We start from the raw sequence: 15,144 nt of genomic DNA, 5'->3' as shown, positions 1-15,144 counted from the left end.
TCCTCTCTAGCGTGCTCTGCACTTAGATGGACTATAACATACTTGGTCCTTCATCATGTTTAACTATAATCTTATAGAACGAATTATAGCGATTTAAAAAGTGGTTTGTCAATGTTGTTGTGCATTCAATTTTACAAAATGATTTTTCGCATGCACTAGACTTACTTTCAAAATCGCTAAAATCGGTACGGCCAAAATTAACCCCATAATACCGCCAACTTCCCCTCCTGCTATTAAAGCAAACATAATCATTAACGGATGCATATGAAGACTTTTACCGACAATTAAAGGAGATAGGATATTGCCCTCTAAAAACTGCAAGATAAAAATAATAATCAATGAGTAAATCACCATTTTAACTGAAATGGTCGCAGCAATAATCAAAGCAGGAATTGCACCAATTATTGGACCAAAGTAAGGGATAATATTCGTAAGTCCAACTATCAATCCCAGTAAGAGAGGATATCTCATCCCGATTAACCAGAATAGAAGAGCAGATATACCACCTATGACGACACAAACTAATAATTGTCCTCTTATATAATTCCCAAGAGATTGATCCACATCTCTTAGAAAAAGGATTCCTTCGTGACGCCATTTTCTCGGGGTTAAATACCAGGCAGCCTTTTTCATCACATCAAAATCTTTTAACATATAAAAGGCAATAAACGGAATGATTGCCATTAAAAAAAGCAAATTTAGACTATTCATCAATAAATCTAAAACGTTTTCTAATACTTGATTTAATGCTTTTTCTAGCGCAATGATACTTTCATCAATCTGGCTTTGTACACCATCTGGCCAAGTCGATGTCTGCTGCTGTATCAACTTAATCCACTCTCTATATTGGTTCGTAAAATTAGGTGCATTTTCGGTTAGATCTCGAAGTTGAAGGATAAAGGCTGGAATCCCTTTATACAACGCCATTCCAATACCTCCGAAGAAAATGGTGTATATGATAAGGACTGCTAACCATCTTGGTAAGTTACTTTCATGTAGCTTTTCAACTACGGGATGGAGTAAATATGTAATGAATGCTGCAATTAAGAATGGAGTTAATATCGCATAAAAAACCCTTAAAGCAGGCATCCATATATCTTGTAATTTAAAAAACACAAAAAATACAACAAGCAAGAGAAGTAGAAATCCCAGTCGATAAAACCATTTCATACGAATATCCAAATACTCCCGCCTCCTTCCCTCTTATTGTGAGTGCATCAGAAAAAATTATGCGAAACAATAGATGATTTCTGTTATCGCTAAGAAAAGCGCAAGCGCCCCGTTTAGCGAAGTCCACTGGGCGCTGGAGCTAGACAGTAGTCTAACTTCAGAAAACATATACTTTCTTACCTAATAAATAAACCCCTCTGATTTAGAGGGGTTTAAAGTTTATCCTAAGGCTTTAGTGATTCGCTTTTGAATTTTCTTCATTTGTCGGTTAGACATCATGTTATTTTTTTGCATATAATTATAAGCTGCCATACCTGCTCCGAAGGCAATTGCAGATGTAATCATTTTACGCATATGGCTCACCCCTATCTCAAATTTGAACAGGAAGAAATGGACCAAAGGTTATGAACTAAACTTTCGCAATTCTTCGTCAAACAAATCATCTAATGAACTCAATGTTCCATCCTCTTCTACTTGATGGGTGTTAATAATTCCTTTTGTTAAAGAGAGTTCAATAAAGCAATTCCAGCAATAATATTGGTTTATACCAATCTTACCAATATCTTTACTTTGACAGTTAGGACACTTTAACATGCAAAAGACACCTCACGTTGATATTTGAGCAGTACAAATCCTTTTCTAACTATGACTGCTTTTTAACGTTTACTATGATGGCGTCTTTCCCTATCGCAGGTGGCTCATCGGTCTTTACGACCCGCTTCCCTTCCGTAATATCTGAAAAGAAGCCATCCGAACATTCATACCCTACGATTGTGCCCATTTCTTCTAGAAAATATACATCTTCTATTAATCCTAACTTTTCACCTTCAGCTGTAATCAGCATCTTCCCTGTCAAAGGCTGGGTACTAGAAAATGTGTAGTCTTCCGGCTTTTTAATGTGCCGGAGCACTCTTTTACTCTCTACCATAATCCCATCCCAACCAAAAGAGGTTACATCTTTAATATCAATTAGATAATTTTTCTTGAAGAATGCACCTTTTTTTAATAATAACCCTTTGACCATTCCATCGCAGGAAATATTTAGATCATTCACTTCACCAATTTTAGTTCCTCTACTCTTTACATATACTGGGAGCCCTTTTAATAAAGAAAATGTTCGCAAAAGATTTCTCCCACCTTTCCGAACATTAATAGTGTTTACTTAAGGGATTTTCTTAAACTCTGTTGTTCTTTCCATCTTTATTTTCGATTTTGCTTCTTTTGGCGGGAAATGATTTCGTTTCTTTCTCCACCGTCAGAAAGTTCCTCAGAAAAAATTCATGGTTTGCTTTATCTGAAATTAAGTTTGAAGTACGTAAAACCTTTGACCCTAAATTTAAGTTTGGCGCAGCTTCATGATTTAATTTAGACATCAAATATCACCTCGCTACTATTAGTTTCTTTAAAAAATGCCCTATAAAACGTAAAAAGAAGCACCAAAAATGGTACTCCTTCACTTTCTTCGTCATGTTGGTTTATTTGTTCAGCATAAAATCATAAGGAGTTATATTCTCCATACCAATCATCGGATCAACATCCATAATTTTTTCCTCATAAGGGATATGATCATCTTCCTCTATGACGATTTTAACCTTGTTAGTCGGATTTAGTGTTTCTTGAAGTTTTATTTTTAAAGAAGTTAATCGGGCTTGTTCTTCCGCTCTTGCTACTCCCATCCTTAGAGCGTCTTCTTCTCCACATAAAATAAGGAACTTCTTACTCCTAGTAATAGCTGTATAAATTAGATTACGATTAAGCATCCGGTAGTAGCTTTTGACAACAGGAAGGATGACAATGGGAAATTCACTTCCCTGTGATTTATGTACCGAACAGCAATATGCATGTGTGATTTGATTTAGGTCCTGACGGGTATATGTTGCCTCTATTCCATCAAAAGAAACGACAATCATGTCTTCTTTTTCCGTATTTTCTTTTGCATAAAAAATCGAAACAATTTCTCCCATATCTCCGTTATACACATTATTTTCCGGTTGATTAACTAGCTGAAGGACCTTATCACCTGTTCTGTACTTTACATCTCCAAAGGAAATTTCCTTACGGGAACGATCAGGATTAGGATTAAATATTTCCTGCATGAGGCCATTTAACTTATCAATACCAGCAGGCCCTCTGTACATTGGAGCTAACACTTGTATATCTTTTTTGGTATAACCCTTTTTCTTAGCATTAACTACTACTTTTTCGACGACATCCGCAATTTGATTAGCTGTACATTTGATAAAAGAACGGTCGCCTTGCTGAGCTGAAACCTCATTTGGCAGCATCCCTTTTTTTATATCATGGGCTAATTCAATGATAGAGGACCCTTCTGCTTGACGATAAATATCTGTTAATCGTACCGATGGAATCCGTTCCGATTGCAATAAATCCTTCAGAACTTGTCCTGGTCCAACAGATGGCAGTTGGTCCTCGTCACCAACGAGGATAACTTGGATATTTTCTGGAAGCGACTTGAATAGCTGGTTTGCTAACCAAACATCTAACATGGATGTTTCGTCCACAATAATAATTTTACCGTCTAAAGGGTTATCTTCATCCTTGTTAAACCCTTCTGTACCGTTCCATCCAAGCAATCGATGAATCGTGACTGCTGGTAACCCGGTTGACTCCGTCATTCGCTTAGCGGCTCGTCCGGTTGGAGCTGCTAAAAGAAACGGGAAAGGTTCATCTTCTTTGTAGTCTTTAGGATCTAGCGAACAACCATGTAAATCAGCATAAAGCTCCACGATTCCTTTGATAACTGTTGTTTTACCTGTTCCTGGTCCACCTGTTAAAATCAACATTGGAGACATTAATGCTTTTTGGATAGCGTCTTTTTGGGTTGGAGCATAATGAACTTTCAAACGTTCTTCAAGATTTCCAAGGGCTAGCAAAAATTCCGATTCAGGAAATTGATCATCATATTGATCTTGATCCAAAAGACGTTTAATTTTTGTAACCAAACCTTTTTCGGCATAATACAGAGAAGGGAGATAAATTAGTCTTTCTTCAATTACCACTTTCCCCTCTTCTTGTAGCTTGATCATTTCGTTTGATATATCTTTAAACTCAATTAAAGCACTTTGACTTTCCTCCAACAGAACTTTAACTAACTCAAGAAGATTCTTAGCATGAATGTAAACATGTCCTTTTTGCATGCATTCATTTTCAAGTGTATAAAGGCAAGCTGCTTTAATTCGGTCAGGATGATTTCCTGAAATTCCTAATTGGGAGCCTAAGTCATCCGCTCTTGTAAAACCAATTCCTTCAACATCCTCTACTAGTTTGTACGGATTCGACTGAATGATTTGTACTGTCTGATCTTTATATACCTGGTAGATTTTCATTGCTAACTGTGGACCAAAGCCATATTGATTTAAGGCAATCATTGCCTGCTCCAGCCCTTGGTGTTCCATTAAAGCATCATAGAGAATTTTTGCTTTTTCAGGAGGGAGTTTTGGAATATTATCGAGTAGGGAAGGTTGATTTAATATTTTCGTAATGGCATTTTCACCTAATGTATCTACAATGGATTCTGCCGTTTTCTTGCCGATGCCTTTAAAAAGGTCACTAGAGAGATACGCCACAACGCCCTGCTTTGTTTGAGGTAGTTCTTTTCTAAAGTGCTCTACTTGAAACTGTAGACCGAATTTAGGATGATCCTTCATTTCCCCATAGAATATGTATGTTTCCCCTTCATGTACTTTAGGAAGATAGCCCGTTATAACAGCCTCTTTATCGTCATAGTCAAGGTTTGTCTCTTCCAAACGGATTCTCATAACCGTATAAAGGTTGCTTTCGTTGTGAAATATTGTAACTAAATGTTTGCCTTTTATAAATTTTCCTTGATCATTAAAAAGATCTAGAGTTTCTTGTCCTTCCAAAATCTCGCCTCCTTTCTTTTATCATATTTAAAATACTATATATTAAGAATGTATTTGACTAATACATTCTTAATGCGGTTTTGACTCATCTTTTGTAATTAGTTTTTTACCGTAGCCTGCTAGTAGATGGTCGGGTTGGACTTCTAGTGCTTTTTCGAACATTTCAAGTGCTTTTGGGCCGTTTTCTTTGTATCCGTAAGCTACTCCTAAGTTATAGAAAGCGTCTGCATGTTGAGGGTCTAGTTCGATACACTTTTCGAATTGTTCGATTGCTTCGTCTAGATATTCTTGTTGTGCTAGGCAAAGGCCATATTGGAATTTTGCATCTACATCTTCCTCATTTAGTTCAACGCTACGTTGTAGGTATGGTAGAGCTAGACGCGGTTGTTCTAATTGGATTAAAGTTAAACCAAGCATAAAGTAATTATCACTTGAGTTTAGACCCTTTTTTAATGCCGTTTCGAACATATCTTTAGCTGCTACAAAGTTCTCTTCTTCAAAGTAGAGGTTTCCTGCGCTATAATAAGCCACTATAGCATTTTCATCCATTTCAATGGCTTTTTCAAAAAATTTCAATGCTTTTTCTTTTTCGTTTACAGCTGATAGAACATTCCCAAAATTAATATAAGAAACTGGGTCGTTTGGGTTTTCTTGAATAGCCTCATTAAATAATTTAGCTGCTTCTTCCCATTTTCCTTCTTTCATTAGTTCAATTCCTTGTTGATTTTTATCCATAAGTCACACTCCGTATATAAATTAAATATGTATTCTAATAGAACTCTGTTAAGTTTGGGTGCTGATTTCCGCTCCTGGTGCTTGCTTTCCACGGGGCGGTCGGGGAGCCTCCTCGGTGCTATCGCACCTGTGGGGTCTCCCCTGTACCGCTGCTCCCGTAGGAGTCAAGCACCATCCGCTCCAATCAACACGGCTATGTAATCAACATTGCTCCATAACAAAAAAAGTAAGTTATTAAAGCTTAATTATATCATAACTGATTTTCAGTTTAACTACGCATGTCTCGAACATCAAGTTCAATCATAATGAAATAAACCTCGACTCTTATTGAATCGAGGCTTTCTTCTTATCCTACATAAGTTAAACGCTCACCATTTTTAAATACTTTGTCAATGGTGCCTCCGCCTAAACACTCGTCTCCACTATAGAAAACGACTGCTTGTCCAGGTGTAATTGCTCGAATTGGTTCATGGAAGATTACTTTTACTTCTCCATTACCTAGTGTTTGTACTGTCACTTTATTATCTGGCTGACGGTATCTGAATTTTGCTGTGCATTCAAATGTTTCGGCAACTGATTTGTTTGTAACCCAGCTAATATTGGTAGCTGTTAGGGAATCTGAATACAATAATTCATTATGGAAGGATTGACCTACAATTAATACATTTCGTTCTAAGTCTTTTCCAATGACAAACCATGGTTCTCCCGCTCCACCGATACCGAGACCGTGACGTTGACCAATGGTATAGTACATTAATCCATCATGTTTTCCAACTACTTGCCCTTCCATCGTTTCCATATTTCCAGGCTGTGCAGGTAAGTAGTTACTTAAAAACTCTTTAAAATTACGTTCTCCTATGAAACAGATACCTGTACTATCCTTTTTCGTAGCAGTAGCTAAATCCGCCTCTTTAGCTAACTCTCTAACCTTTGATTTTTCTATATTTCCAATTGGAAACATAACTTTTTCAAGCTGTTCTTGAGTTAATTGATTTAAGAAGTAAGTTTGATCTTTATTTTCATCCTTACCACGAAGCATTTTATACTCACCATCACGGAATTCAACTTGCGCATAGTGGCCAGTCGCCAAATAATCCGCGCCTAAACTTAGAGCATGCTCTAAAAAAGCTTTGAATTTAATTTCTTTATTACACATTACATCCGGGTTAGGTGTTCTACCGGCTTTATATTCATCTAAAAAGTATTGGAACACTTTATCCCAATATTGTTTTTCGAAGTTAACGGCATAGTATGGAATACCAATTTGGTTACATACTCGGATGACATCATTATAATCCTCTGTTGCGGTACATACACCATTCTCATCTGTATCGTCCCAGTTTTTCATAAAAATACCGATAACATCATAGCCTTGCTCCTTTAAAACTAAAGCAGCGACTGAGGAATCAACTCCCCCAGACATACCAATGACTACACGTGTGTCTTTAGGATCTTTTTTCATAAAAGATTCACCTCGCTTTTTATATTCTTCGCTAATCTATTTTCAGCTTCTTGTAAGCCTTTTGACGATTTTAGCTGTTTCTTCGGCAACTTTTTCGATTTGCTCCATGGTATTATATAAACCGAAGCTAAAACGAATAGAATTTCTAATTCTTTCTGAATCCTTCCCAAACATTGCTACTAAAACGTGGGAGGGGTCTATAGAGCCAGCTGTACAAGCTGAACCACTTGAAGCAGAAATACCCGCTAAGTCTAAGTTGACCAACATGGACTCAACATCAGTTCCCGGAAAGCTTAAGTTTAAAACATGAGGAAGAGAATTTTCAAGTAATCCGTTCAGGTGAAAAGTGATTTCTTCATTTTCAAGAATTTGAATAAAACGATTTTTAAATTCCATGAATTGTTTAGTCTTCGTTTCTGCTTCCTGATCTGCTATTTTGACTGCTTCTTGAAAACCTGCAATTGACGAAACATTTTCTGTACCCGCTCTACGTTTTCTTTCCTGTTCACCGCCAAAAGTTCTTGGAGAAAGTTTAATTCCCTTTTTCGCATATAAAAAACCGATACCTTTAGGGCCGTTCACTTTATGAGCCGAAACAGAAAGTAGATCTACTTTCAGGTCTGCAACGTCAATCTGTTCTACACCGTATGCTTGAACCGCATCTGTATGAAAAATGGCTTGATGGTTTGAAAGAATTTCTCCAACCTCTTTAATTGGTTGAATTGAACCCACTTCATTGTTGCCATACATCATCGTCACAAGAATCGTATCATCACGAAGTTCTTTTTTCAGTTCTTCAATAGATATAACCCCGTTTTCATCTACTGACAAATAGGATATTTCATAGCCTTGTTTGTCTAGTTGCTCGCATGTATGTAGAACAGCATGGTGTTCTATTTTTGTTGTTATAATGTGTTTCCCATTATCTTTATAGGCTTCCGCTACTCCAAGAATGGCATAATTATCTGCCTCTGTCCCGCCACTTGTAAAAATAATCTCATTTGGATTAGCATGAATGCTTTTCGCTAACACATCCCTAGCTTCGTCTATAATATGACGCGCCTCTCTCCCATAAGAATGAATACTCGAAGGATTTCCGAATTGATTTTTCATCACCGAGGTCATTCTTTCTATCACTTGAGGGTGCATGGGAGAAGTAGCTGCATGGTCGACATAAATCCGTTCCAAAAACTTCACCTTCTTGATTGGTTTCTTATGAAATAGTTCTATTGATGTCTAGTTTCTCATAAACAGCTAAAACTATTTTTTATCCTAGATATAAAACATATATGAATCGGTCTCCCCATCATCGGAATGGCTAGCAAGATCCTCTAATGTTGTATTGTCTAATACCTCTTTAACCGCATCGCGTATCCTAATCCATAGTTCTCTTTTTGCCGGTTCCTCGTCTTCAATTCCTTCTACCGGACTGATAGGGCCTTCAAGGACACGGATAATATCTCCCGCTGTAATCTTTTCTGGGGTTTCACTTAAAATATAGCCACCATACGCTCCTCTAATACTCTTCACTAATCCTGCATTTCTTAGTGGGGCAATAAGCTGCTCTAAATAATGTTCGGAAAGGTCATTTGATTGAGCAATCGTTTTTAACGATAATGGACCCTCGCCATACTTTTTCGCTAGTTCAATCATAATCGTTAAGCCATAACGGCCTTTTGTAGATATCTTCATAAACTTGCTCCTCTGCTTGATTGTTCTATTTTTATATTCTTGTGTTTACTTAGTTTTTCTAGCCATTTGTCCGTAAAGCGTTGGCACTGTGGTAAAGCATAACCAGCAATCGGTCCAACGAACAGACTAAATAGGATGGTTCCCCAAAATACAGGGCCACCAAGTTGCCAACCGATTAAAAGGACAATTAGTTCCATCATAGCGCGCACATTTCTAATCTTCCAACCAGTTATAGATGTTAGGGCAATCATTAAGCTATCCCTAGGTCCCGCTCCAAATTGTGCTGAAATATATAGACCCATTCCATATCCACTAAGTAGTAATCCTATTGAAAACATGAGCATTTTACCTAATAATTGGTCTGGAGTTTGTAAAAAGGGGATTAAGAAGTACATGTCAATAAATACTCCTACTAGCACCATATTTAAAAATGCTCCAATTTTAGGAAACTCTTTTGATATGAGTGCAGCAATCGTCAGTATCACAATTCCAACAATTATAGACCAGCTTCCAATCGTTAGTCCTACTTGATAGTAGAGACCAACATGGAGCACATCCCAAGGTGTCGCACCTAAATCAGCTTTTATTAGGAGAACAATTCCCAGCGCCATAACTAACAAACCAATAAAGTAAATGAAAAATCTCGGTCCAACTTGACCCTTCTTCTTAATGTTCATGCTGTAGTTCCCCTGTCATTCAAATTCAATCATATTTGCTTTTAAAAAATTCTCAATTAAATATAAAAACAGCCTTTATAAATTTTAACAAAATCCTTAGTAATTTGGTAGGGTTTTGATTAGGATAATCTTTTTGAACCAAAACCAGTTACGTGTTATGTTAGAGAGTAGGTTCTTATTACAAATACTTCGCTGATATAGATTTAAGAGAAAAGTTTGGAGAGATTTGAATGAGCAATAAACCACTAGCTTTTCGTATGAGACCGCGCACTATTGATGAAATCGTCGGGCAGCAACATTTGGTTGATGAAGGAAAAATTATTAACCGTATGGTAAAGGCGAAACAACTTTCTTCAATGATTTTATATGGACCACCAGGAGTCGGAAAAACATCAATTGCCAGTGCCATTGCTGGAAGTACGAAATATGCTTTCCGCACAATAAATGCGGTCACGAATAACAAAAAAGATCTTGAAATTGTTTTTGCAGAGGCAAAAATGTCAGGTAAGGTTATCCTCCTACTTGACGAGGTTCATCGACTGGATAAAGGAAAACAAGATTTACTCCTTCCACACCTAGAAAATGGTTCTGTTGTATTAATTGGAGCTACAACAAGTAACCCGTATCATGCCATTAATCCAGCTATTAGAAGCCGCTGTCAAATTTTTGAGCTAAAGCCTTTAGAAACCAATGAACTAAAAGAGGCGCTCATGCGTGCAGTTAAAGATGAAGAACGTGGGCTTGGTAAACATAAGATTGATATCTCAGATGAAGCATTAACCCATCTCGCTACCATGTCAGGAGGGGATGTTAGAAGTTCACTAAATGCTTTAGAGCTGGCGGTCATATCAACAGAACCAGATATTGAAGGCTTAATAAAAATTGACTTATCTGTTGCGGAAGAATGTATCCAGAAAAAGAGCTTCTCCCATGACAAAGATGGAGACGCTCACTATGATGTTTTATCTGGATTCCAGAAATCTATCAGAGGAAGTGACGTCAACGCCGCTCTTCATTATTTAGGTCGCTTAATTGAAGCGGGTGATCTCGTCAGCATTAATAGAAGATTACTAGTCATCTCCTATGAGGATATCGGTTTAGCTAGCCCTCAGGCAGGCGCAAGAACCCTTGCAGCCATCGAGTCTGCAGAGAGACTGGGTTTCCCAGAGGCAAGAATTCCATTAGCAAACGCAGTCATTGAGCTCTGTTTGTCACCAAAATCTAATTCGGCTTATAAAGCCCTGGATGCTGCAATCGCTGACATCCGCTCAGGACAGAGCGGTGAAGTTCCAGACCATTTAAAGGATGCTCATTACAAAGGAGCAAAAGAACTCGGGCGTGGTGTTGAATATCTCTATCCACATGACTATGAGTCAGGTTGGGTTAAACAGCAATACTTACCTAATAAGCTAAAAAATAAAGTTTACTATGAGCCGAAAAAGACAGGAAAGTTTGAACAAGCCCTAGCAGGTATTTATGAGAAATTATTAAAAAGAAAATAGATCCGATACTCATATGAATATCGGGTCTTTTTGTTTTTCTATTAAACTTTCTTATTTACCAAACCCAATCCAAATTCCCTCTATAAGGGAGGACGTACTCTTTAAAAATTATGCAGCCACGTCTCTCTTCTTGAAGATATAAAACGCCAAAAATTGGAATAGGGCAAAGTAAATGAATAACATGATAATGGAGAAAGTAAGGGTCATTCCTTCAACGAGAGGAACTCCCTCAAAGTAACGGATTAAATCAGTATTGGCAAACAATATATACTTTGCCCAGCTATATTTTGAAGCCAACATTGACGTTATTTGTCCACCAGTGAACATAAGGAATATTGATAATCCTATAGCTAAGTTACTGCTTCTAAATACGGCTGATATCATAAATGCCATCGTAGCTAGCATAATCATATTAATGGATGTTAGTCCAAAGAAGATAACTAAGTGTGAAACCATGTTTTGTTCTGTTACTAAACCATCTTTATAAACTAAATAAGGAACAGATGTCTCAGGTATTCCAAATAAAAGGGCCCCGAGCAGTGCAGAATAACTAAATAGAACAGTTAAAACGATAAAAGCAAAAATAACAACAGTAGCATATTTGGCTATTAATATCCTAGAACGGTTGATTGGGCGTATTAATAACAGTTTAATGGTTCCCCAGTTAAATTCACTGGCGACTATCCCAGCAGCAATAACAATGGTAAAAAGTCCCGCAAACTCAATAAATACGGATGCATCATTTACAAAATCCCAAACTGCATATTCTGAATTTGGCGATAAATCATTTTCAATTCTATATTCATTTATAGCAACTTGCTTTTTTAAGTAATTGATTTGTCCTTGAGGAATGTTACCTTCCAATTCTTTTATATCTTTCTTAATACTTTCATTTTCCATTTGCAACCCACGTTGCCAATTCTCATTATCAGGAACATCACCTTTACTATCTTGATATTTAAAAAATGCTCCCATTACCGTTACCAACAAGATTAGAAGACCAACCATTACATAAGTTCCAGTCCTCTTAAATATTTTTAGACATTCGTTACGAATCAAATTAAACATATGCTGCGTCCTCCTGAGTAATTTCTAGGAAACGATCCTCTAGTGTTTTTGTCACTTCTTTTATTCCATATATTGCTATTTCCCCATCAACCAATGTTTTAACGATACGTGGAATTTCCTCTTTACTAAAGGAACAGACAATACCATTCTCAGAGAACATAATCTCTAAATCAGGGTAGATAGTCTGAATGATTGCCTTTGCCTTTTCTTTAACATCTACTTCTAGCTCATAAGCTTTACCCGTTCCCTGTACGAAGTCTGTCATTAGTTGAACATCTACTAACTTTCCATTTTGAATGATTCCAATTCGATCACACATCATTTCCATTTCAGATAATAGATGACTAGAAACAATTACCGCCATATTTCTTTCTCTAGCTAACATCCTTAAATGGTCTCTTATTTCCCTAATTCCGGCAGGATCAAGGCCATTAGTCGGCTCATCTAAAATTAACACCTCAGGGTCATGCAACAAGCATTGAGCCAAACCAAGACGTTGTCTCATTCCTAGTGAGTAGGTTTTTACTTTGTCATGTATTCTATTGGTTAACCCAACTAGTTTAATCACTTCATCAATTTTTTCTTTTGTGACGCCTTTAGACATTCTTGCAAAATGAACTAAGTTTTCATAGCCGCTTAAAAATTTATACATCTCTGGATTTTCAACAATCGCTCCAATGTGACGAACAGCCTGTTCAAAATCCTTTTTTATACTATGACCAGCAATTTTAATGTCTCCTTCAGTCATTCCGATGAGCCCAACAATCATACGAATGGTTGTTGTTTTCCCTGCTCCATTTGGGCCAAGAAATCCAAATACCTCACCTTTATTTACTGTAAAGCTAATATTATCTATGATCGTTTTACCTTTAATTTTCTTTGTAACATTCTGTATTTCTACTACTCCATTCATAAAAGCAGCTCCCTCTCACTCTTTAAATGTTTGTTTCATCCATTCAAGAACAGACAATCGTTGCTCTTCTCTTATTTGCTCAACATGTTTCATCGCAATAATTTCTCCGTCTTTTATGGCAAGAACTTCGTCTAATAGTGATTCAATTTCATCAATTTCATGTGTAGCGATAATAACTGTTTGAGTTTCAAAATCTATATATTTTAAAAGCCCTGTTACAATCGATTCTCTTACCAATGGATCTAACCCTGAAAAAGGTTCATCAAGAAGAAGAACAGAGGTTTTTCGTGCCAATGCCAAAACTAGTTTTAATCGGCCGCGGTTTCCTTTAGATAACTGTTTTAATTTTTTATTAGTATCCAGTTTCATAAAACCCATTAATTCGTTTGCTTTTTCCATATCAAAATCTTTAAACTGAGAAGCGGTAAAATCAATCATATCTTGAACAGTAAATGGCTCATAATACATATCAAGTTCCGTCAAATATGCCACTTCATTTGCGATTTTTCTACCTGCTTTCTTACCATTAACGGTAACCGTACCACTCGATGGTAGAACTAATCCTGCTATCATTTTTAGTGTTGTCGATTTTCCACTCCCATTAGGTCCTAGCAGTCCGTAGATTTTTCCTTTCTCCAATGAAAATGAAACATTTGATAAAGACAAATCCTTTCCATATTTCTTGCTTACATTCACGAATTCAATCATGACGATTCCCCTTTTCAAGCATGTACCGCTTTAAGCCAGCAATCATATCCTCTTCCGTAAAGCCAAGTTCCCGCATATTGTTTACAAAATCCGCGATAATGTCAGTCTGCATTTGACTTTTTAATTCAGTAATAATTTCACTTTTTTCTGATACGAACGTCCCTTGCCCTCGTTTAGTCTCCACAATAGCCATCCTTTCTAGCTCACTATAAGTTCTTTGAATGGTATTGGGATTAACCCCCGTTTGGACAGCCATCTCTCGAACAGATGGAAGTTTATCCCCAGGTTTTATCTCGTTCCTTACAATTTGTTGACTTATTTTATCAACAATTTGTAGATAAATCGGCTTTGAAGCGTGGAATTCTTCTCCCATTTATACCTACACCTCAACTTTCCGTTCCAACAACCTTACTGCTGAAAAAAATACTCCCACTGCTACCAGTACATATAACAGAACGGTTATAATCGAGATTTCAATGCTTTGGTTGAACAATCCTCCAGGTCCTGTTCCCCAAATCGTAGTAATATCTACTACCTTAAGTTCACTTATGTTTTTGTAAAAAGGAAGATTGCGAATATATTGACTTATACTGCTAATACCAAACCAGATGATAATAATGACCCACCAACGGAATTTATTTATAATGGGGATGTTTTTCATCGTCTGAAATAAAGTCCAATAAAAGATCATCCAAATCCCTAAATATATAGATGTTAAAAGGACTCCCCAACCCATAAAGCTTAGTTGCCCAAAAATACTTCCCTTAAAGAAAAAGTATTCATCATTAAAATCCACTCTTGATATGGCAATTCCTGAAATAACTATGTTTATTACGATTGAGATAATGAAGTAAGTAATCGCTGCAGCAAGCTTAGCCATGAATAAAGTCACTCCACTATTTGGGTTATGAAGCCAGAGCTGACTTTTACCCTCAATAGTTAATGTTGATAGTAAAAATCCCGGGATATATAAAACATGAACAGAAAGGGTTAAGAATGTAACAACTGAAAATACAGTTGGTTCTTCAAATAACCTTCCTAATCCAATTCCTCCTATAAACGCTAATATTAACAAACCTAACCCGGTAAAAAATAAATGCCTAGAAATAAGTAATTCCTTTTTATATAGACCTTTAAAAGCATCCATCTCTATAACCTCCAAACATACCGTATCACTGTTTTAGTGTTCTAGTTAGATAGTACACTAATACAAAACAAAACGCAAACCCCATTTTACATTTTTTTGAATTTTAATTATCTGTCAACCTCCTCCACCGATTCCAGTAGTTACAAAGCTTTAACATCGTATACTTTTATGCTGTTCGGTGACGAT

Annotated in this window: 17 protein-coding genes; 1 reads left to right on the top strand and 16 read right to left on the bottom strand. The window is 36.8% G+C overall.

The window, feature by feature from the left end:
* Positions 1-108: 108 nt before the first annotated feature.
* From SM124_RS03840 to SM124_RS03790, 11 genes are all read right to left on the bottom strand, one after another.
* Positions 109-1,182 carry an AI-2E family transporter gene (locus SM124_RS03840; RefSeq protein ID WP_322445419.1) on the bottom strand — a complete coding sequence of 358 codons (1,074 nt, stop codon included), beginning with the start codon at positions 1,180-1,182 and terminating at the stop codon, positions 109-111.
* A gap of 207 nt (positions 1,183-1,389) precedes the next feature.
* Positions 1,390-1,524 carry a YrzQ family protein gene (locus tag SM124_RS03835; protein ID WP_322445418.1) on the bottom strand — a complete coding sequence of 45 codons (135 nt, stop codon included), beginning with the start codon at positions 1,522-1,524 and terminating at the stop codon, positions 1,390-1,392.
* A 48-nt stretch (positions 1,525-1,572) separates the two neighbouring features.
* On the bottom strand, positions 1,573-1,764 hold the full coding sequence (locus SM124_RS03830) for a YrzR-like zinc ribbon domain (protein ID WP_322445417.1): 192 nt from the start codon (positions 1,762-1,764) through the stop codon (positions 1,573-1,575).
* 49 nt (positions 1,765-1,813) lie between these two features.
* Entirely contained in the window at positions 1,814-2,293 is a 480-nt protein-coding gene (locus SM124_RS03825) for a PRC-barrel domain-containing protein (protein ID WP_322445416.1), read from the bottom strand.
* Between the two features lie 52 nt (positions 2,294-2,345).
* Complete coding sequence (locus tag SM124_RS03820; protein WP_322445415.1) at positions 2,346-2,543, bottom strand: hypothetical protein; 198 nt, start codon at positions 2,541-2,543, stop codon at positions 2,346-2,348.
* Between the two features lie 102 nt (positions 2,544-2,645).
* Complete coding sequence (recD2, locus tag SM124_RS03815; RefSeq protein ID WP_322445414.1) at positions 2,646-5,054, bottom strand: SF1B family DNA helicase RecD2; 2,409 nt, start codon at positions 5,052-5,054, stop codon at positions 2,646-2,648.
* A 69-nt stretch (positions 5,055-5,123) separates the two neighbouring features.
* Positions 5,124-5,789 (bottom strand): tetratricopeptide repeat protein, encoded by a 666-nt coding sequence (locus SM124_RS03810; protein WP_322445413.1) that lies wholly within the window; start codon positions 5,787-5,789, stop codon positions 5,124-5,126.
* Positions 5,790-6,135: 346 nt separating this feature from the next.
* Positions 6,136-7,251 (bottom strand): tRNA 2-thiouridine(34) synthase MnmA, encoded by a 1,116-nt coding sequence (gene mnmA / locus SM124_RS03805; protein ID WP_322445412.1) that lies wholly within the window; start codon positions 7,249-7,251, stop codon positions 6,136-6,138.
* A 42-nt stretch (positions 7,252-7,293) separates the two neighbouring features.
* Positions 7,294-8,439 (bottom strand): cysteine desulfurase family protein, encoded by a 1,146-nt coding sequence (locus SM124_RS03800; protein ID WP_322445411.1) that lies wholly within the window; start codon positions 8,437-8,439, stop codon positions 7,294-7,296.
* Between the two features lie 84 nt (positions 8,440-8,523).
* Positions 8,524-8,943: a cysteine metabolism transcriptional regulator CymR gene (gene cymR / locus SM124_RS03795; protein ID WP_322445410.1), complete on the bottom strand. Its 420-nt coding sequence runs from the start codon at positions 8,941-8,943 to the stop codon at positions 8,524-8,526.
* Positions 8,940-9,620, bottom strand: coding sequence for a YczE/YyaS/YitT family protein (locus tag SM124_RS03790; RefSeq protein WP_322445409.1), 681 nt, complete (start codon positions 9,618-9,620; stop codon positions 8,940-8,942). The genes cymR and SM124_RS03790 overlap by 4 nt, the downstream gene beginning before the upstream one ends.
* 230 nt (positions 9,621-9,850) lie before the next feature.
* Between SM124_RS03790 and SM124_RS03785 the strand changes: the two genes are divergently transcribed.
* On the top strand, positions 9,851-11,122 hold the full coding sequence (locus SM124_RS03785; protein ID WP_322445408.1) for a replication-associated recombination protein A: 1,272 nt from the start codon (positions 9,851-9,853) through the stop codon (positions 11,120-11,122).
* A gap of 108 nt (positions 11,123-11,230) precedes the next feature.
* Here SM124_RS03785 and SM124_RS03780 read toward each other — a convergent pair whose 3' ends face one another.
* The 5 genes from SM124_RS03780 to SM124_RS03760 are packed head-to-tail and all read right to left on the bottom strand — an operon-like array spanning position 11,231 to position 14,958.
* Positions 11,231-12,190, bottom strand: a complete 960-nt coding sequence (locus SM124_RS03780) for an ABC transporter permease (RefSeq protein WP_322445407.1) — start codon at positions 12,188-12,190, stop codon at positions 11,231-11,233.
* Positions 12,183-13,103: an ABC transporter ATP-binding protein gene (locus SM124_RS03775; protein ID WP_322445406.1), complete on the bottom strand. Its 921-nt coding sequence runs from the start codon at positions 13,101-13,103 to the stop codon at positions 12,183-12,185. The genes SM124_RS03780 and SM124_RS03775 overlap by 8 nt, the downstream gene beginning before the upstream one ends.
* A 15-nt stretch (positions 13,104-13,118) precedes the next feature.
* A complete protein-coding gene (locus SM124_RS03770) occupies positions 13,119-13,811 on the bottom strand; it encodes an ABC transporter ATP-binding protein (RefSeq protein ID WP_322445405.1) in 693 nt (230 codons plus the stop codon).
* Positions 13,804-14,184 (bottom strand): GntR family transcriptional regulator, encoded by a 381-nt coding sequence (locus SM124_RS03765; protein ID WP_322445404.1) that lies wholly within the window; start codon positions 14,182-14,184, stop codon positions 13,804-13,806. The genes SM124_RS03770 and SM124_RS03765 overlap by 8 nt, the downstream gene beginning before the upstream one ends.
* Before the next feature lie 6 nt (positions 14,185-14,190).
* Entirely contained in the window at positions 14,191-14,958 is a 768-nt protein-coding gene (locus SM124_RS03760; RefSeq protein ID WP_322445403.1) for a hypothetical protein, read from the bottom strand.
* Positions 14,959-15,144 lie beyond the last annotated feature (186 nt).

It is taken from the genome of Robertmurraya mangrovi (genome assembly GCF_034427655.1).
Classification (GTDB): Bacteria; Bacillota; Bacilli; order Bacillales; family Cytobacillaceae; genus Robertmurraya_A; species Robertmurraya_A mangrovi.
This window is presented reverse-complemented; position numbering and strand designations above follow the sequence as displayed.